17 protein-coding genes, 1 tRNA gene and 1 pseudogene are annotated in these 23389 nt (G+C 71.7%); 6 read left to right on the top strand and 13 right to left on the bottom strand.

Annotation, left to right across the window (positions count from 1 at the left end; translation table 11 throughout):
• Positions 1–5 precede the first annotated feature (5 nt).
• The 9 genes from ACVMYR_RS03085 to ACVMYR_RS03045 form a co-directional block, all read right to left on the bottom strand.
• Positions 6–1538: a serine/threonine protein kinase gene (locus ACVMYR_RS03085; RefSeq protein WP_457121070.1), complete on the bottom strand. Its 1533-nt coding sequence runs from the start codon at positions 1536–1538 to the stop codon at positions 6–8.
• Positions 1539–1782: 244 nt separating this feature from the next.
• Positions 1783–3555: a hypothetical protein gene (locus tag ACVMYR_RS03080; protein ID WP_144082513.1), complete on the bottom strand. Its 1773-nt coding sequence runs from the start codon at positions 3553–3555 to the stop codon at positions 1783–1785.
• 184 nt (positions 3556–3739) lie between these two features.
• On the bottom strand, positions 3740–4459 hold the full coding sequence (locus tag ACVMYR_RS03075; RefSeq protein WP_091282400.1) for a cupin domain-containing protein: 720 nt from the start codon (positions 4457–4459) through the stop codon (positions 3740–3742).
• A complete protein-coding gene (locus tag ACVMYR_RS03070; RefSeq protein ID WP_457121069.1) occupies positions 4453–5373 on the bottom strand; it encodes a DUF6807 domain-containing protein in 921 nt (306 codons plus the stop codon). The genes ACVMYR_RS03075 and ACVMYR_RS03070 overlap by 7 nt, the downstream gene beginning before the upstream one ends.
• Entirely contained in the window at positions 5370–6485 is a 1116-nt protein-coding gene (locus tag ACVMYR_RS03065; RefSeq protein ID WP_457121068.1) for a Gfo/Idh/MocA family protein, read from the bottom strand. The genes ACVMYR_RS03070 and ACVMYR_RS03065 overlap by 4 nt, the downstream gene beginning before the upstream one ends.
• 67 nt (positions 6486–6552) lie before the next feature.
• On the bottom strand, positions 6553–7443 hold the full coding sequence (locus ACVMYR_RS03060; RefSeq protein WP_077935557.1) for an ABC transporter permease: 891 nt from the start codon (positions 7441–7443) through the stop codon (positions 6553–6555).
• Positions 7440–8381 (bottom strand): ABC transporter permease, encoded by a 942-nt coding sequence (locus tag ACVMYR_RS03055; protein ID WP_457121067.1) that lies wholly within the window; start codon positions 8379–8381, stop codon positions 7440–7442. Before ACVMYR_RS03055 ends, ACVMYR_RS03060 begins: the two co-directional genes overlap by 4 nt.
• The gene (locus ACVMYR_RS03050) at positions 8378–9502 is read right to left on the bottom strand and encodes an ABC transporter ATP-binding protein (protein WP_077935558.1); all 1125 of its coding nucleotides are present in this window, start codon (positions 9500–9502) and stop codon (positions 8378–8380) included. Before ACVMYR_RS03050 ends, ACVMYR_RS03055 begins: the two co-directional genes overlap by 4 nt.
• Positions 9499–10698 carry an extracellular solute-binding protein gene (locus ACVMYR_RS03045; protein ID WP_431895388.1) on the bottom strand — a complete coding sequence of 400 codons (1200 nt, stop codon included), beginning with the start codon at positions 10696–10698 and terminating at the stop codon, positions 9499–9501. Before ACVMYR_RS03045 ends, ACVMYR_RS03050 begins: the two co-directional genes overlap by 4 nt.
• A 442-nt stretch (positions 10699–11140) precedes the next feature.
• Here ACVMYR_RS03045 and ACVMYR_RS03040 point away from each other — a divergent pair, with 442 nt between their 5' ends.
• Positions 11141–12184, top strand: a complete 1044-nt coding sequence (locus tag ACVMYR_RS03040; RefSeq protein ID WP_457121066.1) for a LacI family DNA-binding transcriptional regulator — start codon at positions 11141–11143, stop codon at positions 12182–12184.
• An 81-nt stretch (positions 12185–12265) separates the two neighbouring features.
• On the opposite strand, the gene ACVMYR_RS03035 is transcribed toward ACVMYR_RS03040, so the two are convergent.
• Positions 12266–12658 (bottom strand): helix-turn-helix domain-containing protein, encoded by a 393-nt coding sequence (locus tag ACVMYR_RS03035; RefSeq protein ID WP_158229363.1) that lies wholly within the window; start codon positions 12656–12658, stop codon positions 12266–12268.
• 169 nt (positions 12659–12827) lie between these two features.
• On the opposite strand from ACVMYR_RS03035, the gene ACVMYR_RS03030 reads away from it, so the two are divergent.
• Positions 12828–13118 (top strand): helix-turn-helix domain-containing protein, encoded by a 291-nt coding sequence (locus tag ACVMYR_RS03030; RefSeq protein WP_457121065.1) that lies wholly within the window; start codon positions 12828–12830, stop codon positions 13116–13118.
• A gap of 1199 nt (positions 13119–14317) precedes the next feature.
• On the opposite strand, the gene ACVMYR_RS03025 is transcribed toward ACVMYR_RS03030, so the two are convergent.
• Together ACVMYR_RS03025 and ACVMYR_RS03020 are read right to left on the bottom strand one after the other, a co-directional pair.
• Positions 14318–14389, bottom strand: a tRNA-Lys gene (locus ACVMYR_RS03025).
• A gap of 483 nt (positions 14390–14872) precedes the next feature.
• Positions 14873–15400 carry a DUF6244 family protein gene (locus ACVMYR_RS03020; protein ID WP_396788651.1) on the bottom strand — a complete coding sequence of 176 codons (528 nt, stop codon included), beginning with the start codon at positions 15398–15400 and terminating at the stop codon, positions 14873–14875.
• Between the two features lie 672 nt (positions 15401–16072).
• On the opposite strand from ACVMYR_RS03020, the gene ACVMYR_RS03015 reads away from it, so the two are divergent.
• Positions 16073–16453: a hypothetical protein gene (locus ACVMYR_RS03015; RefSeq protein WP_052503584.1), complete on the top strand. Its 381-nt coding sequence runs from the start codon at positions 16073–16075 to the stop codon at positions 16451–16453.
• Between the two features lie 371 nt (positions 16454–16824).
• Positions 16825–18666 carry a hypothetical protein gene (locus ACVMYR_RS03010; RefSeq protein ID WP_396788652.1) on the top strand — a complete coding sequence of 614 codons (1842 nt, stop codon included), beginning with the start codon at positions 16825–16827 and terminating at the stop codon, positions 18664–18666.
• A gap of 335 nt (positions 18667–19001) precedes the next feature.
• On the opposite strand, the gene ACVMYR_RS03005 is transcribed toward ACVMYR_RS03010, so the two are convergent.
• Positions 19002–20216 carry a hypothetical protein gene (locus tag ACVMYR_RS03005; protein WP_457121064.1) on the bottom strand — a complete coding sequence of 405 codons (1215 nt, stop codon included), beginning with the start codon at positions 20214–20216 and terminating at the stop codon, positions 19002–19004.
• Between the two features lie 215 nt (positions 20217–20431).
• On the opposite strand from ACVMYR_RS03005, the pseudogene ACVMYR_RS03000 reads away from it, so the two are divergent.
• Both ACVMYR_RS03000 and ACVMYR_RS02995 read left to right on the top strand, forming a co-directional pair.
• Positions 20432–21091: pseudogene (locus tag ACVMYR_RS03000) on the top strand (AfsR/SARP family transcriptional regulator); the annotation flags it as partial.
• Positions 21092–21112: 21 nt separating this feature from the next.
• A complete protein-coding gene (locus ACVMYR_RS02995; protein WP_457121287.1) occupies positions 21113–23344 on the top strand; it encodes an ATP-binding protein in 2232 nt (743 codons plus the stop codon).
• Positions 23345–23389 lie beyond the last annotated feature (45 nt).

The raw sequence follows: 23389 nt of genomic DNA, 5'->3' as shown, positions 1-23389 counted from the left end.
CCTGGTCAGGCCGCGCCTCGGTCGACCAGGCTGAACGTCGTGCCGATCGGGGCGTCGCCGAGGACCTCCACGTAGATCTTCTTCTGGCTGGGGCTCCACTGCACCACCCCGTACTTCTCGTTGATGATGGAGTAGGAGGTGCGCCCCTTGTCGTCCTTGCCCTCGCGGGTGATCCCGAACAGGGTGGCGTCGGTCGGGTAGCACTCGGCTCCCACCAGCGACGCGTACCCTGCGGAATCGATCTTGACGCCGAGGCACGGCTGGTGCGCGATCTCCGGGTTCAGCGACCTGATCATGTAGTCGACGCCGACGGGTTCGAGCACGAAGACGGCGTCCTTGCCGGTGCCGTCGCCGACGTGGACCTTGCCGTCGTACGGCAGCGAGAGGTCACGGTCGATCTCCACGACGTGCAGCAGGACGCGCCGCTGGCCGGCCAGCATGGCCCGGGTGCGGTCGGCCCCGGCGGACGACGGCGACCCGGTCGGCGTACCCGACGCGGGTGTCGGCGTGGTGGAGGCCGGCCCGGTCGTCGCCGGCCCGCCGACCGCGGTCGACCCGGTGGGGTCCGGGTCGGCCGGGCCCAGCAGCCGCGGGCCGAACAGGACGGCGGGCACCAGCACCGCGATCGCCGCGGCGGTCACGCCCAGCCCGGTGAGCCAACCACGCCGTTTCGAGCCCGTGCGCCCGGCCGTGCCCGACCCCGACGGCAACGCCCCCTGATCCGCTGCGGTCAGCAGCGCGTCGAGCAGTTCCCGGGCGGTGGGCCGGGCGGCGGGGTCCTTCGCCAGCGCCCGGGAGACCAGCTCCCGCAGCGGCCCGCCGAGGCCCGCCAGGTCCGGAGGCTGGGTGAGGATCCGCATCGCGATGGAGGTGGCGGAGTCACCGCCGAACGGGTTGCGACCGGTCGCGGCATGGGCGACCAGGGCGCCCCAGGCGAAGATGTCGGCGGCCGGGCCGGCCGGCTTGCCGGACGAGGTGTCCAGCCGCTCGGGAGCCATGTACGACACCGTCCCGACCAGCTGGTTGGTCCGGGTGTGCTGGCTGGTCGCCTCGAACGCGCGGGCGATGCCGAAGTCGATGACCCGGATCCCGCCCGGCGCGACCAGGACGTTCGCCGGCTTCAGGTCCCGGTGGATCACCCCGGCGCCGTGGATCGCGGTGAGCGCGGTGGCCACCCCGACCGCGATGCTGTGCAGTTGCGCCGCGCCCAGCGGCCCGTGTTCCCGGAGCAGCTGGGCCAGGCTGGGACCCTCGACGTACTCCACCACCAGGTAGGGCGGGTCGTGGTCCGGGTCGGCGTCCAGGACCTCGGCCGTGCAGAACGGCGGGACCTGGCGGGCCCGGTTCACCTCGCTGCGGAACCGGGCCCGGAACACGTCGTCGTGCGCGAGCTCAGGACGGACGACCTTGACCGCCACCCGCCGCCCCTGCGGCGACCGGGCGAGGAAGACGCTGCCCATGCCACCGTCGCCGAGCCGGCCGAGGAGCTCGTACCCACCGAGTCGGGCCGGGTCGCCGGGACGCAGCCCGTCGTTCACGCCGGATGCCCGCAGGCCGCGACCACTGCGCGAACCATGTTGCCAACCACCCGTTCTCCTCAGGCCGCTCGGACGCCGCCCGCAGCCTATCGTTCGCCCACGCAGCGGCGTCGATGCCGTCCGCGCCCGGGCGGGCCGCGACGCCGCCCGCGGATGCGCCCCGGCCCCGGATCGGACGGTGGGTCGACCGGAGCACCCTCTCGACCCGCCGTCCGCCACCCGTATCCGGTGCCGGGGCAGCGCCCTAGCCGACCCTGACCAGGTCGAACCGGTCGAAGACCATGCTGTAGCCGGTGGAACCCGCGTTCTTCCCGACCACCACGGCCCGCACGGTGTGGTTGCCGGCGGACAGCGACAGCGTGCCGAAGTCGGTCGGGTAGTAGGCCGCGCCCCCGTACTGGTCCTGCGGCGGGCCGACCATGGCGCCGTCGACGTAGAGGGCCAGGAACGCCCGGTTGCCGTTGCGCTTGCCGATCGCGCGCAGGTCGTAGACGCCGGAGGCGGCCACCGGGAGCGTGAACTGGAGGTACTGCCCCTTCGCGGTCCCGTCCAGGGCGGTGGCCGCACCGCCGCTGGCCCCGGCCTCGGTGAAGACCCGGCCGGTCAGGCCGGGCGAGGCCGTGGTCGACAGGGACTCCGCCTCGACCCTGGTGACCGGTGCGCTCGCCGTGGCCGGGGTGACCAGCACCTTGTACACGGCGTTGCCGGGCAGCGTGCCGAGCGCGACGGTGGCGCCGCCCGAGGACAGCGTCACGTCCGAGTCGAGCACGACCTGCGGCGCGGACAGGGTCGACGCGTTGCTGATCCGTTCCGCCCGGACGTGGACGGCGTTGGACAGCGACAGCGCCGACGCGTTGTTCAGCCGCAGCGACACCCCCTGGTCGCTGGCGGTCTGGTTGCCGATGAGCAGGACGCCACGGCGCTGGCCGGTGTCCAGCGAACCGAGCGCGTCGACCGTGGTCGCGGACGACGAGGTGACGTTCACCATGCGGCCGGTCATCGTCTTGTAGGTGTTGTAGTTCCACCAGACGCCCTTGGGCAGGGTGCCGGTCGCCTTGTCGGCGGAGTTGCCCAGCGTGGCGATGAAGTTGTTGTCGCTGCCGATGTAGTCCCAGTCCGAGGTCAACGCGTCCTCCAGACCGTTGGGGACGCTGCGTTCGAACTGCGCCAGCCAGCGGACGTTCGGCCCCGCCGCCCAGGCGTCCGCGTTGCCGTAGCTGCTGCCCTGGTACTCGGTGATCGCGATCGGCATCGGGGTGATGCCGTTGGCCTGCATCCAGCTCCTGATCTGGGCCGTGTGGCCGGGCACGTCCGTCGTGGTCGGGTTCAGTTCGTGCCAGGACAGGACGTCGGGCAGGCAGCGGTTGTCGCGGCAGTAGATGAGGAACTGCTGCAGCTTGGTGAAGTTGTAGGCGCTCAGCTCCGGAGCCTCGACCCGGTACGACGAGTTGCGGGCCTTCACCGCGTCGTAGGCCACCTTGTGCGCCTGGAAGTACGTGGTGGTGTAGAGGTTCCCCCACTGCGCTTCCGGCTCGTTCCAGGGGATCCAGGCGTTGACCCGGTAGCCCTTCTGCTCCGCCTCCGACACGACGCCGTTGACGATGGTCGTCCACGTGCTGAAGTTGCCGTTGTCCCCCGGGCGGTAGTTGCGGTACGGGCTGTTCGGGTTCGCCGTGTAGTAGTAGAGGCCGACCCGCAGGTTCGCGCCGGTCGCCGAGACCCGCTGGTACGTGGCGGGGTCGTAGAGGCTCGGCAGGTTGGGGTGGTAGTCGGCGCCGCGCTGCGACCTGACCTTCACCCCGTCCACGAGATACTGCGCGGGCGAGGCCGCCGAGATGCCGTGCAGGAAGCCGCTGGCGACCTGGGTGGCCGCGCCCCGGTCGGCGCCGTAGTCGACCGTGATCGTGCTGGTGGCCGCCGCCTGCGCCGCGGGGGCCTCGACCGCGACGATGCCGGCGGCCACGAGGATGCCGGCGGCGACGGCGGTGAACGTTCGTCCTGTTCTGACGGATGTCATCGATCTCCTCCTGGGAAGATCCGGGGACGGGAGCCGCGCGCGCCGGACGTCCGGCGCGCGGGCGGGACGCGCACCGTGCGGCGGTGCACGGCGCGGGTGGTGCGTGGTGCGGTGGTGCGTGGTGCGGGCGGTGGCCCGCACCGGTGGTGGTGGTGCTGGTGGGCCGGCTGGCCGGCGACCGCGTTCAGGTCGCCCGGTAGGGGCTGAGCCGGCCGCACATGCCGAACGGCCGCTGGTCGGGCTCGGGTGCCGTCCGCACGCGGACGTTCGCCTCGGCCAGGTGCGCGCCCGAGCCGTCGGCCAGGGAGCGCAGGCGACGCCGGACCTCCCGCAGGGAGGCGGCGGGACCGGCGTCGAGGATGCGGTGCCAGGCCGCGGTCCGGGGCGCGGTCAGGGACACCGCCGCCCGGTACAGCTCCCGCAGCGACGAGGTGTCACCGGCGGCCAGGTCGCGCCTGATCGCGAGGTAGCCCCGCACCGCGAGGTCGCGCCGGTGGCGGGCGCGGCGCTCGGCCGCCGGGGAGTCGGCGGGCTCCGGCCCGAGGCTGGCGGCCTCGGCGTACGCCGCCGGGTCCGCGAGGATCTCCGGCGGGAAGGTGAGTACGGCGTCCCCGGCCTCCGGCAGCCCGGAGTTCTCCATGATGACGACCACCCTGAGGCCGCCGAGGTTGACCGCCCGGTGCACGGTCCCGGGTGTGAACCAGGCGACGGTGCCGGGCAGCAGCGGGGTCGTGGCGGGACCGGCGGGGGTCAGGGTGTGCAGCTCGCCGCGCCCGCCGACGACGACGTACGCCTCGGTGCACGCCGTGTGCAGGTGCGGCGAGCCGCCGTGGCAGCCGTCCGACGCCGCCCAGGGGTAGACCTCCAGCCCGGAGACGCCGACGCCGTTGGGCAGGTTCACCACGGGTGCTCCTTCAGGTACTCCTCGACGCGGTCGGCGTCCCACGCGCCGTCGGCGACGACGAGGCGGTAACGCCGCCGCAGGGTCGCCCCGGCGGCCAGCGCCACCTCCTCGGCGAACGCCAGCGACGGGTTGACCGCCGGGAAGGGCTCGTTGCGGACGAACCAGACGGGCGGGCTGTCGTCGGCGGCGGGGTCGGGCACCACGACCACGGTCGAGGCCGCGTCGACGACGTCGTGCGGACCCGTGTACGCGAGCCAGGCCGCGCGGCGGCCCATCACGCCGGGCCCTTCCAGGCCGCCGGCGGCGAGGATGGTGCCGCCGGTCAGATCCCGGGGCCCACGCCAGAAGAAGCCGCTGTAGCCGGCCGCCTCCCGGCCGAAGACGGTGGGACTGCCGATCTCCAGCCGCCCCCCGCTGACGTTGGTGAGCGCGGTGGCGACGGTGAGCTCCCACGTGCCGGCCGGCCCGTCGACGTCGTGCACCGCGATGTCGCGCTGCTCGGAGATCCAGTGCCGGCCCCCGGCGCTGCGCCAGCACACCCGCTCGGTCAGGTCGATCCGGTCGTCGCCGACGTCGAACCGGGAGAACGCGTCGTGCCGCAGCGACCCGACGTTGTCCAGCCGCTGGTAGCCCTCGCCGCGCACGTAGCTGTAGCCGCCCCAGAAGTTGTCCCCGGACAGGTGGGAGATCGTCATCGCGACGCCCTTGTGCCAGCGGTGGTCGTGCGGGCGGTGCGCCGAGACGAGGTTGCCGGCGGTGGTGCGTACCGGGTGGAAGAAGGGTGCCGGGCACTCCCACGGGTCCGGCTCCGCGCCGTACACGTAGGACACCAGGTCCCGGTCCCGCACGCCGACCGTGACGGCCGTGCCGATGTCGTGCCGGACCCGCAGGCGGGCCGGGCTGCCGGGGGTCATGCGGTGCTCCGCGCGGGCGCCCAGCCGGCCGTGTCGCCGTGCAGCGCGTGGTAGAACGGGTTCTGCGGGACGAGTTCGGCCCGCCGCACCGACCGGCCGGTCAAGGCCGACTGGTACAGGGCGGTGACGAGTTCGAGGGTGCGACGCCCGCTCGCCCCGCTGGCCGGCGGGCGCACGCCGGCCCGCATCGCGGCCAGCAGCAGCGAGAACTGGGCGGTGTGCGAACTGGGCAGGTCGGGCTCCGGCAGCCGCCACCGCCGCTGGCGGTCGTCGGCCACGCCCGGGGCGGCGGTGTACGTCCAGTGGCTGTTGCGGTAGCCGTACAGGTGGGTGAGTTCGACGGTCGCGTCGGACAGGTCGATCCGCAGGTAGCTCTCCTCGCGGGGCGACAGGATGCTGTTGGTGATGCTGGCCAGCGCGCCGTTGGTGAAGCGGACGAGGGCGAGCGAGACGTCCTCGGTCTCGACGTCGCGGTCGAGCCGCCCGGCGATCGCGGTCACCTCCTCCCAGGGCCCGAGCAGGGTCAGCAGCAGGTCCATCTGGTGGATTCCGTGTCCCATGGTCGGGCCGCCGCCCTCGGACGCCCAGCTGCCGCGCCAGGGAACGGCGAAGTAGGCGGGCGGGCGGTACCAGGCGGTCGTGCACTGCGCCAGCAGCGGACGGCCCAGCTCACCGGCGGCGAGCAGCGCGGCGGTGTGCCGCGCGGCGGAGCCGAACCGGTGCTGGAACACCACCGACGCGTACGCCCCGCTGGCCTGTTCGGCGGCGGTGATCCGGTCGAACTCGGCCAGCGTGCGGCACGGGGGCTTCTCCACCCAGGCCCAGCTCCCGGCCGACAGCACCGCTTCGATCTGCCCGACGTGTTCGGCCGGCGGCGTGCACACGTGCACCAGGTCCGGCTGTCGCGCGGCGAGCATCTCGTCGAGGTCGGTGTAGCCGGCGGTGATGCCGGCGAGCTCGCAGAACCGTGCGACCCGGGACGGGTCAACGTCGACGGCGGCGACGAGTTCGACCCGGTCCCCGTGGGCCTGGACGGCGGGCAGGTGACTGCTGGTGGCGATTCCGCCGGTGCCCACGACGGCCACCCGGATGCGTTCGTCTCGACGGGTCACGCGGTTGCTCCTTCGGCGGTCGGTGCGACGGCGGTTCGGTCCTGCGGTTGGGGTGCGGCGGACGGGTTCATCGGCGGGACCGCCGGTCCCGGGCGGCCACCGCGGTCGGATCGACGAGCCGCAGGGCGGCGAGCAGCAGCACGAGGGTGGTCAGCATGTAGACCACCGCCATGGCGTTGATCTCCTGCGAGGCGAGTTCGCCGGCCTGGACCGCCGCGCCGTACAGCGCGACGACCAGCGTCTGGCTGTCCGGTCCCGAGACGAGGAACGTCAGCTCGAACTGGCCCACGACCCGCACCAGCGTCAGGACCCCGGCCGCGAGCAGGCCGGGCACCAGCAGCGGCCCGAGGACGTGGACGAAGACGCGTCGGTTCGTCGCCCCGCAGACCCGGGCCGCCTGCTCGATGCGGGGATCGATCTGCTCCACGAACGGAACGAGCACCAGCACGGCGAAGGGAATGGCGGGGACCAGGTTGACCAGCACGATCCCCGCGAGGGTGTCGTTGAGTCTCAGCCGGTAGACCAGGGTCGCCAGCGGCACGGCGTACGTCATGACGGGCACCACCTGCGGCACGAGGATCAGCAGCAGGAGCAGCCTGCGGCCCGGGAAGGTCAGCCGGGCCAGCACGTAGGCGGTCGGCAGCGCCACCGCCAGCGTGACCGCGACGACGGCGACCCCGACCCCGACCGTGGTCGCCAGCAGGTGCCCGAGGTCGAAGGTGGCCCACGACTGGGCGTACCAACGGGTGGTGTACCCGCGCGGCAGCCAGCCGTCGGTGAACTGCGTGGTGAGCGAGGCGAGCAGGACGGTGGCCACGGCCAGCAGCAGGCCCCCGACGAACACCCACAGCCCGCCCCAGGTCACCGCTCCGGTGAGGGTGTGCCGGAGCGGCCGGCGGCCGGGCCCGGGGAGCGTCGGGGCGGTCTCCTCGGCGGGCGGGGCGGCGACGCCGGTCATCCCTTGCCCCCGGTGGTGGGCCCCCGGTGGAGCAGGCCGCGTCCCCAGAGCACGAGGCCGAGGACCGCCAGTTGGACGACCGCCATGACCACGGCGGCGGCGGACGCGGTCGGGTAGCGCCCGTAGCTGTACTCGGTGTAGGCGATCTTCGACAGCACGCGGGTCGGCCCGGCGTCGTTGCCCACCAGGGTGGCGGAGGGGAACACCCCGAACGCCAGCACGAACGACAGGCAGAACGTGATCGTCATCCCGGGCAGCAGCAGCGGGAACGTCACCAGCCAGAACCGCTGGGCGGGACGCGCGCCGCAGACCGCGGCGGCCTGCTCCAGGCTGGGGTCGATGCCGGAGGTGTACCCGACCATCAGCAGGAACGCGAAGGGCAGCCCGGTGAACACCAGCGACAGCAGCACCCCGGTGAAGTTCCCGACCAGTTGCAGGGGCTGGTCGACGACGCCGGTGTACAGCAACGCCCGGTTGAGCCAGCCGGACGGGCCGAGGAACTCCTTCATCGCCGAGGCGACGAAGACGGTGCCCAGCGTCATGGGCACCAGGACGACCGCCATGATGGTGCGCTTGGCCCGGACCGTTCCCCGCATCCGGTACGCGACCGGCACCGCCAGCGCGACGTTGACGATCGAGGCGGCGAGCGCCAGTTCCAGCGTGATCAGGATCGACTCGCGGCTGCCGTGGTCGTTGACCAGCCGGTTGGCGAAGAAGTCACGGTAGGCCGAGAACCAGCCGCCCGTGCCCTGCAGCGACAGCCCGACGCCGTAGCACAGCGGATAGACGAAGAACACGATCATGAACACCACGCCCGGCGCGACCAGCCACAGCGTGGGCGTGAGGCCCCGCTGGCGGGCCCGGTCCCGCCAGGTGAGCCGGTACGCCTCCGGGTGGTCGAGGTCGCTGGTGGCCCCGGCGGGCCCGGCCGCCCTCACGACGGCTCCCGACCGGCCAGCAGGGCGGCCCCGCCGGCCCGCGCGCCCTCCTCGGGGGCGGCGAAGACCCGGATCCGGTCCGGCGCGACGACGGCCACCGCCCGCTCGCCGGGCCGGACCGGCTGGTCCGAGCGGCCGTGCAGGACGCGCCCACCGGGGCCGGTCCCCTCGACGGCGAAGCTCCGGCCCTGGTACTCGCACACCCGCACGTCGACGGGCACCTCGTTGCCGGCGCCCGTCGCGGGTTCCCGGGTGATCAGCAGGTCCTCGGGCCGGATCATCGCCACGACGCGACCACCGTCCGGCGGGGTGCTCCCGGTGCCGCCCACCCGGAGCACGAGGGGACCCGCGTCGAACACCCCGGCGGCCAGTTCCCCCGGCACGCTGTTGCGGTAGCCCACGAACCCGGCCACGAACGCGTTGGCCGGCCGCTCGTACACCTCGGCGGGCGTGCCGACCTGTTGGACCGCGCCGTCGCGGAGCACCACCAGCCGGTCGGCCAGCGACAGCGCCTCGGCCTGGTCGTGGGTCACGTAGATGGTGGTCAGGCCGAGCTGCTGGTGCAGCGCCCGGATCTCCGTACGCAGGTCCAGCCGCAGGCTCGCGTCGAGGTTGGACAGGGGCTCGTCCATCAGGACCAGGCGCGGTTCGACCACCACGGCGCGGGCGATCGCCACCCGCTGCTGCTGGCCACCGGAGAGCTGGCGCGGATACCGGTCGGCCTGGGCCCGCAGCCGTACGAGGTCGAGGGCCCGCCGCACCCGCTCGGCCCGTTCGGGCTTCGGGCAGCCGCGCATGCGCAGGCCGAAGGCGATGTTGTCGGCCACGGTCAGGTGCGGGAAGAGCGCGTAGTTCTGGAAGACCATCCCGATGCCGCGCTTCTCCGGCGGCAGCCGGTCGATGCGCCGGCCGTCCAGGCTGACGGTGCCGGTCGTCGGTTCGAGGAGCCCGGCCAGCAGGTTCAACGCCGTCGACTTCCCGCAGCCGGACGGGCCCAGCAGCGCCACGAACTCGCCGGCGGGCACGTCGAGGTCGAGGCCCTCCAGCGCGGCGAAGGAGCCGAACTCCCGGCGCAGTGCGCGGATCCGCAGCGCGCCGCCGCCGCTTCCCCGGCCGGTCACCTCTTCGCGCCGATCGACCGGTTCCAGATGTCGTACTTCACCTGCACGTGGTCGCCGACCACGGGGTTCTGCACCTGCGCGGTCGCCAGGAGCCGCTCGTTGAAGTCCGGGCTGCCGAACCGCTGGTACCGCGCCCGCGCGTCGGCGGAGGCCATCGACAGCTCCACGCCCTGCACCGGGAAGGCGGCGCGGAACGGGATCGTCAGCGCCTGCTGACGGGGTTGCAACAGATACTTGATCAGGGCCAGGCAGACGGCCAGCCTGTCCGGGGCGACGCCCCTCGGTACGGCGGCCCACTGGGCGACCTCGATCGTGACGGGATCGTCGAACGCCTGCAGCGCGAACTGGTCGCCGAGCACGCCCTTGGCCTTCATCTGGACGTCGAAGCCGGTCTCGGTCAGCACGATGTCGAGCGAGCCCCGGGCGAGCGCGTCGAAGGTGTCGACGGTCTTGGTGGCGTACGGCGCCGTGTACCTGTTCAGCTCCGCCAGGTACGCCCAGGTCCTCGTCCAGGTCGCCGGGTCGGCCGGGTTGCTGTCGCCGAGCATGTGGGGCAGCGCGTCGGTGAACTGGTTCGCCGGCCCGCTGCCGGTGGGCACGGCGGCGTACCCGAACCGCCCCGGGTGGGCCTTCGCCCAGGCCAGCAGCTCCTGCGGGGTCTTCGGCGGGTGCGCGACCGTCCGGGTGTCGTACGCGAGCACCGGGCCGTCCGGCTGGCCCGAGATGATCATGCCGGTGCCGTCGAGGGCGGTCTGCAACTGCCGTGCCGCCGGGGTCATCACGGCGGCGGGGTCGGGCAGGGCGGTGGCGTAGCCCGGCAGCAGCGGTACGACGGTCTGCTGCTTGGCGAGCAGGGACAGCCCCTCGGTGCCGGTGAGCACCAGGTCGTCCGTGACGTTGCCCGACTGCTGCTGGGCGTAGAGCTTCCCGACGACGTCGGTCGGTGTGCCGCTTTCGTACCGCACCGAGGACACGAGCTGCGGGTGTTCCCTGGCGAAGTTCTCGATGATCGGCTTGGTCAGGGCGAGGACGCCGGACACGTCCAGGATGCGTAACGCGACCGGCCTCGTCGGTAGGTCCGGCACCGTCGTCGGCGGTGCCGCGACCGGGGTACGGTCCGGGGCGGCGCACCCGGCGGCGACCGCGACGAGCAGGGCGAGGGCTGTCGCGAGCGCGTTCGGACGGGATCTCGTCATCGACGATCCTCCTGGTCAGGATGGTGCGGAGGCCGACACCGGCGGCGGTCACCGATCGGGCGTCAGCGCACGACGAGCTGGCGGACGCCCGGCCCGCTCGTGCGGGCCGGTCCCGTTGGTCATCGCTTGCGACGTGAACTGCGCGGACCTGGCCAGGGCCCCGCCTGTGGCGGCACGTACGGTGCCCGGGCCAGGGCATGGCACGAGGGCGGCGGGAACTCGCCCGGCGGGGACCGGGCGGGACCCGGCCGGGGCGCGCCCGAACACCGAGCGAAGTACCCTGCGAACGGACGGCAACCGTCGCCGCCGGTCAGCTGGTTCGGATCCGCCGCGGACCCGCACTGTAATTAGACGTACATCTATGCTTTTCGCCTACGATAGTGATCGATCACTTTTCTGTCAACGCTCATCGATCAATGCTGCCGACCAGGGGGGATGAGACATGGCAACCGGGTATCCAGAGCCGGCCGGCCGCACCGGGAAGGCTGCCACGATCCACGAGGTGGCCCGTGCCGCCGGCGTCTCCCACCAGACGGTGTCGCGGTTCCTCAGAGGCCAGGGAGGGCTCAAGCCCCAGACGTTGCAGAAGGTCACCCAGGCCATCGAGAAGCTCAACTACCGGCCGAACCTCGCCGCGAGGTCCATGCGGACCCGGCGGTCCGGCCGCGTCGCCGTCGTGCTGCCCGGCCCCACCGACTTCGTGCCCACGCGGCTGCTGAACGGTGCCGCCGACGCGGCCCACGAGTCCGGCTACCTGCTGGACGTCGTGGGGCTCGAAGGCGACGCTTCCGCCAGGGCCGACCGGATGCACACACTGCTGCATCCCGACAACATCGACGGCATCCTGGCCTTCGCCCCGCTCGCCACCCGCATGGCGGGCCTCGACCTCACGTCCTTTCCCGTGCCGGTGCTGGTCGAGGGCGAGTACGACGACAACATGCGGGCCCAGGGCCTGCTCGCGGACGCCGCGCCGATGGCCGAGATCGTGCGCCGACTCGCCGCCGACGGCCACCGCCGCTTCGTGCACGTGGCCGGCTCCGACCTGTGGGCCTCCGCGCGAAACCGCCGCAAGGTCTACGAGGCGACCGTCGCGGAACTCGGCCTCACCTCCTGCGCGGTCGTCGACGGCGACTGGACCGTACGGTCCGGCTGGGAGGCGGCCACTACGGTGATAGCCGGGTGCGGAGCCACCGCCGTGCTGGCCGCCAACGACCGGGTCGCGTTCGGGGTCATCCAGGGGCTACAGAGCCTGCACATCGACGTGCCCGGCCAGATCAGCGTCGTCGGCTGGGACGACGAGGAGATCGGCCGGTACATGCGGCCCGCGCTGTCGACCGTCAGGGTCGACCGGGAACGGCAGGGCCGGGAGGCGATGCTGCGGCTCCTCGCCCTCCTGAGAGGCGAGGAGCCGGAAAGCCTGGCACACCCGTCCGGCCTCAACCACCTCGTGCTGCGCCAATCGACCGGCCCGGCGCCGGGGGCGTGAGCCGCCCACCCGCCCACCAGGCGACCGACGGGGCGGCGGGCGTCGTCCCCGCCCGCCCGGCCGTGCTCAGGCCGGCCGTGCTCAGGGCCGGCGGCTGCGATTGGCCTGCTCGAAGATGTCGAGCAGCTCCAGCATCGCCCTGCGCTGTTGGTCGGTGTAGGCCGGATCCCGCAGGATCGCCTCACGGGCGCTCACCCGGGGCGCGCCCTCCCCGTCGATGGAGGCGGCCGGCGGGGCGGGCGCGCGACCGGCGAGCCGGTGCGCCTCGGTCAGGTCGATGTCGAGGGCGTCCGCGAGGGCATTGACGACGCGGGCGGTGGGTGGCCGCTTCCCACCCCGGAGGCGGTCGACCGTCGTGCGGGCGACGCCGGTCCGGGCGCGTAGCTCCTCGTCCGTCCAGCCGCGTGCGCCCTGCTCGTGGCGCACGCGCCACCAGAGGTCGTACGCCACGCCCGTCTCGGGCCCCCGAGTCACGTGCATGTTGTAGCACGACTGCATGATCCGGACATAGTCCCAGCCGCGATGGTGCAGGCCACGGGGCCTTGCTGCGTGTTCGTCCTGCATCGCTTTGCGTCGGCTTCGTGCGTCGACTAGCATCTTGTGACGCACGGATACGCTGCGATTCGATGCAAGGTGGTCTTCGATGACGGAGCTGGATACAGACCGCTTCCTGACCGTCCAGGAGGTCGCGGACGTCCTCCGGGTCTCCCGATGGAGCGTCGGGCGTTACATCGGGGCCGGCGCACTGGAGGCGATCAAGGGCGACGGGCCGAACGGCAGCATCCGCATCCCGCTCCGAAGTCTGCATGCCTACATCGAGGCCCACACCGTCGCCGGCTCTGAAAGGGGGCGAGGCGATCCACCCGTGCCGGCGGCGCAGGTCCGGTGCGAGGTCCGGGTGCACATCGCGCGCGAACGCCGTCCTGACCCATGACACAGTGCCGCCTCCGACAGGTGTGGCCCGGAGGTGACTGCGCGCTATGCCCGATCGACGGGCGGCCATCTGGTTCACAGTCAGATGTTTTCGCACGTCAGCGCATATTTGTGAGAGTGCCGCGTCGTTATTGAAGCGTCCTCGTTGGATGCTGAGAATGGTGCGGGGCCGGCATGCGCCGGCCCCGCACCGGGAGCGGCTACCTCTGATCGTTGAACTTTGCGAGTGCGGCGATCAGACGTAGCAGATGGGCGGTGGCCCTGGCTGCGTCAGCAGGGCCACCGTTTCCCCGGGCCTCCAGCACTACTGCTGCAAGCTCGAACGCGGTGGCCAGCGCCTCCACTGCTCGGACCGTGCCGTCTCGGGGTGCTGGCTGCCTCCCGGGACGGGCGGGGCTTGTTTCGTTGGGGCCTTCAGGCCTTTCAGTTTCTTCGGACACCGGTGACCCGAAGAAGGTCTACGTACTCCCCTCCGCGTTCGACTCAACGCTCAGCAGGGGCGGGAGTGACGGACGTTGCGACGGAAACGCGGGCGCCGCCCCAGGGGTCGCCGGTCGCCGTGACTATTCCCTCACCGTCTTGCCACACGGTTTGTACGTTGACATTCGGGTCGAATCCTGCTTTCCGCCCCCGCAAAACGTCTCATATTCCTTGTAACGGACACGTTTGGCGAAATGCAGCGACGCGCTTGTCGCTAGTTGCAATTTGCACCATGCAACGCCGTGTGACATTGCCCACGATCGAAGGGTCGTGCCGTGGCGGTGACCTGTCATCATGCGCCGCCAGGCAATCGACGTCCGCGACGCCGCCTTGTCCACATTCGACTGCACTACCCAGGGCGCTGCGCCAGACCCGGCGAGTGCCGGCGGGCGTTGCGGCAGAGGGTAAGGACCGGGTGAGAGCCCGCCGAGAGCGGGCCGACGGCCGGCTCGCCGCTCTCTCCCGCCGCGCCAGTGGTCTCCTCGACTAAGGGTCCGGACCGGCTAGGCGGCGTAGGCGACTGCTGGCAGTGCAGCCGACGTCGAAGGTGAGCCCAACGCTTGCTGACGACACCGGGGGAGACTGTCGCCCCCCGGTGTCGCCTACTCCAGCCTGGCGAGAGTGCTCGGCGGGCGGTCGCACGGCAAGACTCGAAGTCCGACAGCAACCCGTAAGAGGGTGGTCGCAGAAGGTGGTTCTCGGGCTGCTTTTCGGTTCAGGTGGGCCGCCTGGGACTCGAACCCAGAACCTAAGGATTAAAAGTCCTCAGCTCTGCCATTGAGCTAACGGCCCGCTGAGCCACAGATTACCCGAATGCCTCCCCCGGGTCGGGTCCGCCTGCGGGCGGCCCTGCGGCCCGACGCGGCCAGCCGTGCTGGAAGCCACTGACGGATTCCGGTCCTACCCTGACGATCGCCTACAGCGGCTCGCGGGAACCAACGCCAGGGTCTACGACTGCTTCGCCCCCGCGCTGTACCTGTCCAGGGGGCGTCCGGCAGATGATGATGATCGCGCTCGAGGAAACCCCAGCTACCAGTGGACGGCGTACCCCGTCACGTCGCTCGCTGGATGGCCCCGAGGGGAGCCCGTCAGGGTCACACGATTCGGATCAAGAACGATGTTGGCCAGGTGTCTGCCCTGCCGGGCACCAGAACGAGCGCATCCATCGCTGCGGAGGAACTCCGACATCGCCGCCCAGGGGCCTCGACCGGGGGAGTTGGACCTCTGGGCGGCCATGTGGCCGGGCTGGTCGCCGTGCGGGGCCGCCAGCCCCGGTCAGTTTCCCGAGGAGCCGAGCTGTCGCGCCTCGGTGATCGCCGCCTCGACGTGTTGCCGGGCGGTGCCGGTGCGCTGGACCACCAGGACCAGGACCTGCTTGATGCTGTCGAGGGCCTGGAGCAGTGGGCCCGGCTGCCCACCCTGCAGGATCATGGCGACGAGCTGCTGTGTCTCATTGACTTGGCTGATGGTGCCGGTCGTGGCGTCGCGGGCGCTGTCCACCGCGGCCTGAACGGGGGCCAACCCCGCGATCGTCTCCTGCGGGGTGGCCTCGTGCGGCACGGCCGCAGTGGCCTTCGTCGCGTCGCCGATCGAACCGGAAAGCCCGGCCAGGCTGCCCTGGATCTCCGTGATGGCGCTGCCGACCCGGGTCATGCCCGCCGCGACCGCGACGAAGCCGGCCCCTGCGGCCCGCAGCGCCACTTCGTGCGCCTGGTTGCGGGCAGCGGCCACCAGACCCTGCGCACGCTCGACGCCCGCCATCAGCGCACGCAACTCACCGGTGATCTTCTCGATGTGCGACACGGAGCCGACTTTCCGATCGAAGACAGAGGCGACGTTCGACCACCGAAACTACCGGGGCGTTCCCGCGACCACCAGAACTCGCACGGTGGGTGGCAGGTGCTCCAAGAGTGCTCATCATCGGTGTAGAGGCGCCTCCTTCGAGGGCTCCGGTGAGAGTGTGCGCCGCTGGCAGATGCTGGCAGCGCACACGTAACGCGATCGGATCAGCTGCGTTAGGTAGTCGGTGGCTCCTTTCTCAGGCTTAGTCCACCGTGAACTGGAACGAATTTGCCACAAGGGAAGCGAGCCACTTCACCCAGTTCACCCAGAACTGGAACGTGTGCAGTGCGAGATTGACAAGTAACTCAGCGTGAGAATCCAGTGATTCGGCGAGGAGGCATGCGGTGGCCACCGCGCTCAATAGGGGTGCAATCACGAGGAGGACGCTATCGCCTTCTGGGTGATAAGTCGATCTATCAAGGTGGTCAGGGGAAATCATGACTGATATGCACCTTTGGTGCAGATTATCGGGTTATGAAGTGCTATTTAGGTTGTGAATGCTGTCGAGGAATGGCCCCCATTTGGCCGTTTTGCGCTGACTGCGGGAAGTCTGGAGCCATTGACTGATTGCGTTAGGCTGATCGAAACCTGAAACGCCAAACGTCTATGTGAATCCTGATTCGGGGGGCGCGTGTGGAGGATCAGGTAGTCCTTGCTGTCGCCACGGCGCTGTCGACCAAGGGGGCGGAGGCGCTCGCGGCCGGTGCCCGCAGTGCGATCGGCTCGCTGTTCCAACTGGTCCGTGCCCGGTTCGGGGCGGGAACGCAGGAATCGGCTGTTCTCGAAGCCGCGATCGAGCACCCACAGGAGCGTTGGCGACAGGCCGCTCTCGCCTCGGCGTTGGCTGACGTGATGGCTCGGGACCCCGACTTCGCCACTGCCCTCGACGAAGAGTGGCGCAGGTTGTCGAGGGCGGGCGTCGTCGCTGTTCAGGGCCAGGTGGTGAACCACTTCAGCGGGACGGCCGAGAGGGTCGTCCAGGCGCGTGACGTGCAGGGAGACATCATCTTCTAGGGCCTGCCGGAATGGGGCGCGCGGCGAGGCGTATGGGGGTGCGGCGATTGGGGACAGATTTCCGCGGGGCCGGGGACAAGGTGCCGTTCGCTGCGTCGAACGAGCAGTCGGGTTATGTGTCCGGGTCGAGCATCCAGGCTGGCGTAATTCACGGCGGTGTGCATTTCAACGGCGTTCCCGCTGATCGTTATCCAATTCCCCGGCAACTGCCTGCCCCGTCGCCGAACTTTTCCGCTCGGCTGAGTGAGTTGTCAGCCCTGGACGGCCTTCTCGATGAGGGCGGAAACAGCGTCGCGGTGCTGTGCGGGCCCGGCGGCGTGGGCAAGTCGGCGCTGGCGAGACAATGGGCCCACGGCAGGCGGAACCAATTCGTGGATGGTCAGCTCTATGCCGATCTGCGGGGTTTCAGCGGCGATCGGCCGCTGGACCCGGGGGTCGCGCTGGCGGCCTTCCTCCGGGCCCTCGGGGTAGCGCCGGACCGCATCCCTGTGGACCTCGCCGAGCAGGTCGCCCTCTATCGCTCGGTGACCGCGAACAGGTCCCTGTTGGTGCTGCTCGACGACGCGTTCTCGGCAGGCCAGGTCAGGCACCTGCTGCCGGCCTCGACGTCCACGGCGGTGGTGGTGACCAGCCGGCGTCGGTTGACCGGTTTGTTGCCCGACGGGGCGCGCCTGTTCGACGTGGGTCCGTTGCCGACCACGCAGGCGGTGGAGTTGCTGGGGCGGGCGGTGGGCCCCGAGCGGATCCTGCGGGAGTCCGGGCCGGCCGAGGAACTGGCGGGGATCTGCGGCGGGTTGCCCATCGCGCTCGTCGTGGCGGCGGGCCGGCTGGTCTCCCGTCCCAAGCTGACACTCCGACGGATGGTCGCGGAGCTGGCCGACGAGGCGCAGCGGCTGGCCCGGCTCTCGACGGTGGACGGTTTGTCGGTCAGGACGACGTTCCAGTTCTCGTACCAGGCGCTGACGCCGGAGGCTTCGGTGTTGTACCGCAGGCTGGCCCTGCACCCGGGGACGGAGTTCGGGGTGGATCTGGTCGCGGCGGTGGCCGGCGCGGGGTCCGGCGACGCGGCCCGGGTGGCTGCGTTGGTGGGTGAGCTGCTGGACGCGAGCCTGCTGGACGAGGTGTCCGAGGACCGCTTCCGTTACCACGACCTCCTTCGGCTTTGCGCCCGCGAGGTGGCGGAGCAGCACGACCCGGAGGACGACCGGCAGACGGTGGTACGAACGATGCTGGAGTTCTACCTCGCCGCCGCGCGCCGGGCGGACCTGGTGGTGACCCCCTACCGGCGGCGGCTGCCGTACACCTTCCTGCGGCCCCTGGAGGGGCCACCCGAGTTCGCCGACCGCGCCGCCGCCCTCGCCTGGCTGGATCAGGAGCGGGGCAACCTGATGGCGGCCGGCCGGGTCGCCTTCGGCCTGGGGCACCACGAGCTGGCCTGGCAGCTCAGCGACGTGATGTGGCCCCTGCTCCTCTACGTGAAGAGCTACCGGGACCGACTCGAGATCGATGATCTTGGCGTGCGGGCGGCCCGCGCCTGGGGAAACGTGTGGGCCGAGGCGGACATGCTCAAGCGGCTGGCCCGGGCCTGCAGCCGGGTCGGCGCCTACGAGGCGGCCGAGCGGCACGGGCGGGCGGCGGTCGACCGGTACCGCCAGGCGGGCGACGCCCAGGGGGTCGTCGACGCCGAGGAGGGTCTGGCCACCCTCTACGCCGACACCGGCCGGGAAGAACAGGCGGCGGAGGCGTACGCCCGGGTGCTCGCCGGGCGGCGGGCACTACCGGACGTACGGAGCGTGGGCCTGTCCTGCCTCAACCTGGGCATGCTGCTGACCAGGACCGGACGACCCGCCGACGCGCTACCGCTGTTGGTGGAAGCCGGGGAGATCTTCGCCGGGCTCTCCGAGGTCGACCCGTACAACGCCGCGCGGGTGCTGTCCGGGCTGGCCGACGCCCACCTCGGGCTCGGTGACCTGGCCGCCGCAGAGAGCTGCGCCGCCGAGGCGGTGTGCCGGATGGCCGACCTCGGGTCGGACAGCGAGCGGGCAGAGGCGGTGGTGCTGCTCGGCCGCATCGCCCGGCGGCGCGGCGACGACGAGGCCGCACGGCAGCAGTACCGGGAGGCCGCCGACGTCTTCACCCGGATCGGCTCTCCCCGGCTGCCCGACGTGCTCCGCCTGCTCGACGAGGCGGGCGGCGGCGCGGGCGAGCCGTAGCGCGTCCGGTGGGGTCCGCCGGTGGTGGAGGGTTCCGGCGATCCAGCGGGTGTGCAGCAGCCCGGCCGTCGCGGCGAGTAGTCCGACGGTCAGCAGGCCGGGCGGGGTCACCTGGCCGAGATCCAGCGGCGGGCCGTTGCGTACGCCGACGGTGACGTCGCCTGCCGGGGTGCCGACGACGGCGAGGGCGATCCCGGGGCAGGCCGTGAGCAGGCTCGCGCCGACCCGGGTCGGATCGCCGCCGGTGATGGTCACCACGACGTCGGCGAGCCGTGCCGCGCGGGGCAGCGGGCCACCCGGCAGCAGCGCGACGACGACGGGCTCGGCGGCGGCGCTCATGCCCGGCCGTCCAGCGGAGCCGGCATCGGCACCGGGGAAGTCTGCCGGTGCCGGCCCGGCTCGGCAAGCTGGAGCAGCCGGTACATGGTGCGCCGCAGTAGCCCGCCGGCTTCCCCCGGCCGGGCGGTCAGGGCTGCCATCACCGCCTGCGGGTCGATCGTCGCGGCCAGGGCGAGCTGGGGTGGCAGCGGCCGGTGCGGGTCCAGGTGGGTCGCGTTGGTGGCGAGCAGGTGCTGGGCCGTGCCGGCGGCGGGCATCGACCGGGGGGCGGGCAGCAGCAGGGTCGGGCGTCCGATGGCGGCAGCGTAGGCGGTGACGGAGCCGTGGTCGCCGATGACGTGGTCGGCGGCGACCACCGGGCCGCGCCAGTCGACGGTCGGATCGGGCAGCAGCAGCCCGCCGTCGCGGCAGTCCCGGAGCCAGGAGCGGATCTGGCGGTGCCCGTGTGCGTCCCACACCGCCGGGTGCAGCAGCGCGGCGATCCGGTACCGCTGCGCCGGGAGCTGCGTCATCAGCTGCGGAAGAAGGTCCGGCCAGCGGCCGAAGACGCCGTCCCTGCCCCAGGTGGAGGAGACCACGACGAGCTCCTGCTGCTCGTCCAGACCCATCTCCCGCCGGTAGTCCGGGCGTCGGGGGAGGCTGGCGACGAGCCGGTCGACGCAGGGGTCGCCGACGACCACCGCGGCCTCGACCGCCTCGGGGCACTGCCGGCGCAGCACCTCCAGCTCGCCGTCGTGGGAGAGGGCGAGGGCCGTCGGGAGCACCCGCCCGCCGTGGGTCAGTCGCTGGGCGTCGAGCCCGTACACGGGCGGCTCCGCGAGCACCGGTCCGCCGTACGACGCTGGTCGCACCCGCTTGCTGTGCCCCGCCCCGTGGGCCATCAGCAGCAGGGGCGCGTGCAGCTGGTGCAGCCCGCCGTAGGCGGCGGCGAGGCCGAGGTCGAACCGCTCCCGGACGGCCTGGTGCCAGGGCAGCACGAGCGCGCCGAGCCGGTCGAGGAACCGCCTCACGTGCGGGTTGAAGACGTCCGGCGCCACCGTGAAGACCAGCTGGACCCGGGGGTCGCTCTCGACGTACTCGATCACGTCCAGCAGCCGCTGGCAGCTCGTGATGGTGTGGGCGACGACGAGCACCGTACGACAGCCCGACCGGCTCACCCAACGGCTGGCGTCGATGCCGATCGGGCTGGCCGACCATTCCAATGACGTCATTTTGCGTCCCTTCCGGCGTTCTGTGCGGATGGGAATCAGCGTCGAGTGGGCGGCTGCGGATCACCTTGCCGGTCGCCTTGCAGTGGGCTTGCAGGGCGCTGGGAAGTGGAATGTCCGATCTTGGACTCTGCGGAGAAAGGTTTGTGACTATCGGTCTGTCGGATCAAGAATAAATAGGTGAACGTCGATCAAGATCTAGTGGGGGGCGAGAGCTGATGGAGTTCACGATTCTGGGTCCCACCGAACTTACGGTCGGGGGGCGGGCGATCCCGCTGGGAGCGGCGAAACAGCGCGGCCTGCTCGCTGTCCTGCTCTATCACGCCGGTGATCCCGTGCGGGTCGAGACGATCGTGGAGTTCCTGTGGCAGGATTCCGCCGTCCATGCCCGCCGACCGCTGCTCTATACGCTGGCCAGCAGGTTGCGGTCGGCCCTGCGGCTGGTTGGTCTTGAGGATGCCCTGGTGCGGGTGCCCGGCGCCGGCGCCTACCGGCTGGTGGTGGATCCGGAGCTGGTCGATTACCACCGGTTCCTGCGATTGACCGCCGAGGCGCGGCAGGCAATTGACCGACATCATCATGATCGGGGAATTGATCTGCTCACCAGGGCAATCGAGCTGTGGCGGGATGATCCGCTCGCCGAGCTGCGCGGCGCGCGTGGTGAACACCTCCGGCGGGATATGCGGGAGAAGCAATTCAGGGCGGAGAAACTTCTGGCGGAAAGCGAGTTGGCCATCGGCCGACACGAGCGGGTGTTGACCCGGCTCGAACCGTTGCTGATCGAGAACCAACTCGACGAGGGGCTGGCCCGACTGTGGGCCACCGCACTGCACGCGGCCGGTCGTACCCACGATGCGCGGGATTTTGTCGCCGCCTACCGGCGACGCTATCGCCGAGCGATGCGAACTGATCCGGTGCTGGACCTGGCGGCTCTCCAACCCGGCGTGCCGGCGAGGAGCCAACTCGCCGGCACGGACGGAACCGTGCCGATGCCCCGGCAGCTGCCGCACGACGTACCCGATTACACCGGGCACACCGCACTGCTCGACGAGCTGGACGCTCTCGCCGCCGGCGACGGCATCGCGAAGGTGGTCGTGCTGACCGGGATGCCGGGGGTGGGCAAGACGACCCTCGCCGGGCACTGGGGGCATCGCCGGCAGAGCTGGTTCCCGGACGGGCAGCTCTACCTGAACGCAGAGGCACACGGACCGGCCCCGCCGGTACGTCCGCAGGAGGCGTTGCACCGCTTCCTCGTCGCCCTCGGTGTCCCGGCCGACCGGGTGCCCGCCGACGCGGAACGACGCCTCGAGCTGTACCACCGGCTGATGAGCGGGCGGCGAATGCTCGTCGTGCTCGACAACGTCGTCGACTCCGACCACGCGCGGCAGCTCCTGCCCCGCTCCGACACCGGTTTCACGGTCGTGATCAGTCGCAACCGGCTCCCTGGGCTGAGTGTCCGGCACGGCATCCGCAGCCTCACCGTCACGCCGTTGTCGTACCTCGAACGACAGCGCATGCTCGGCCGCATCGTAGGAGGGAGACGCGCCGGCGCCGAGCCCGCGGCGCTGGAGACGCTGGCCCGGCTGTCGGACGGCCTGCCGCTCGCGCTGCGGGTCATCGGCGAGCACGTGGGTTCCCGGCCCGATGCGCGGCTCGGCGACCTGGCCGACGAACTGGCCGGTCGGCTGCTCGACATCGAGGGCGACGACACCGACGAGATGACCCTGCGGACCGTCTTCGCCTGGTCGGTCAACGCGCTCGACCCGCTGCCCGCCCGGCTCTTCCTGGCGCTCGGCCTCTTTCCGGGCAGCACCATCGGGGCCGAGGCCGCCGCGGCGATGCTGGCGGTGGACGTCGCCGGAGCCGAGCGGGCCCTCGACCGGCTCGCCCGCGCCCACCTGGTCGACCACGACACCTTCCGCCGCTACCGGATGCACGACCTGTTGCGCCAGTACGCCGCCGACCGGGCCGGGGAGGACGCGCCATCCGAGCAGCACCGGGCGGCGTTGCGCCGGCTGTTGGACTGGTACCTGCACACGGCCGTCAACGCCGTCGGTCTGCTGGAGCCGGGCCGGCAGGTCGTTCCCGACCTGCCCGAGCCCGGCGAGGTGACGCCGATGACGTTCGCCTCGGACTGTGCCGCCCTGCGCTGGTGCGAGGCGGAACGGACCAACCTGCTCACCATGGTCCGCCGCGCAGCGGCGGAGGGCTTCCACCGGCACGCCTGGCAGATCGTCGACACCGTCCACGAGGTCTTCGACCGGTCCGGCGACCAGGAGGACATGCGGGAGATGTTGCGGATCGCCCTCGACACCGCGACCGCCGACGGTCATGACCTGGGCCGGGTCGGCACCCTCGCCAACCTTGGCGGCAGCTACTTCACGACCCACGACTACCACCGCGCGGGCCGCCTGCTCACCGAGGCCCTGCGCCTCGCCCGGCAGCACGGCTACGCCGACATGCAGCGAATCTGCCGGCACAACCTCGCCTCCGTACAACTGCGCACCGGGGCGACCCTCACCGCCATCGACACCCTCCGCGAGGTGCTGGCCGACTGCCGCGCGGTCGGGGAGGCCACCGGGGAGGCGTACGCCCTCCATAACCTCGGCGATGCGCACCACCGGCTCGGGCACCGCGACGAGGCGTGCGCGTTCTACCGACAGGCTCTTGTCGTCTGGGACCGGATCGGCTCGCTGCGTGGACGAAGCCTCACCCACGTCCGGCTCGCCGAACTCAGCCTCGACGCGGGCCAGCCCGAGGTCGCCCTTGCCCAGGGCCGCGTCGCACTCGGCCTGCACGACCGGGTCACCGACGACACCATCCGGTGCGACGCCCTCACCATCTCGGCCGAGGCCCAGTTGCGCCTCGGCCGGCACCGCGACGCGCTGGCCGACGCCGCCCTGGCCCGGGCCGTCGGCGACGAACTGGCCGACCCGCTGCGGCAGGCGCGCGCCCTGGTCGTGTCGGCGGAGGCACTCAGCGCGGTCGGCGACCACGACGGCGCCCTCGTCCGGGGCCGGGAAGCCCTCGGTCTCCTCGACGACACGGACCACCCGCAGCAGCAGGTCGTGCGGGACCGACTCGCCACCTACCACGACCACCCGCAACGGAGGGAGGAACGGTCGGCGTGAGCCCCCTGGCGGCCCGGATGCCGTCGATCGAGCGCTTCGACCCGG

The organism is Micromonospora sp. PTRAS2, assembly GCF_054052245.1.
The sequence above is the reverse complement of the archived record's forward strand: the minus strand, read 5'-3'. Positions and strand labels throughout refer to the sequence as shown.

What these genes read in the sequence shown, in the direction of transcription:
- ACVMYR_RS03045 (WP_431895388.1), bottom strand. Translation starts at nt 10,698, where the DNA reads ATGACGAGATCCCGTCCGAACGCGCTCGCGACAGCCCTCGCCCTGCTC.
- ACVMYR_RS02995 (WP_457121287.1), top strand. Translation starts at nt 21,113, where the DNA reads ATGCGAACTGATCCGGTGCTGGACCTGGCGGCTCTCCAACCCGGCGTG.
- ACVMYR_RS03070 (WP_457121069.1), bottom strand. Translation starts at nt 5,373, where the DNA reads ATGACCCCCGGCAGCCCGGCCCGCCTGCGGGTCCGGCACGACATCGGC.
- ACVMYR_RS03060 (WP_077935557.1), bottom strand. Translation starts at nt 7,443, where the DNA reads ATGACCGGCGTCGCCGCCCCGCCCGCCGAGGAGACCGCCCCGACGCTC.
- ACVMYR_RS03040 (WP_457121066.1), top strand. Translation starts at nt 11,141, where the DNA reads ATGGCAACCGGGTATCCAGAGCCGGCCGGCCGCACCGGGAAGGCTGCC.
- ACVMYR_RS03080 (WP_144082513.1), bottom strand. Translation starts at nt 3,555, where the DNA reads ATGACATCCGTCAGAACAGGACGAACGTTCACCGCCGTCGCCGCCGGC.
- ACVMYR_RS03005 (WP_457121064.1), bottom strand. Translation starts at nt 20,216, where the DNA reads ATGACGTCATTGGAATGGTCGGCCAGCCCGATCGGCATCGACGCCAGC.
- ACVMYR_RS03030 (WP_457121065.1), top strand. Translation starts at nt 12,828, where the DNA reads ATGACGGAGCTGGATACAGACCGCTTCCTGACCGTCCAGGAGGTCGCG.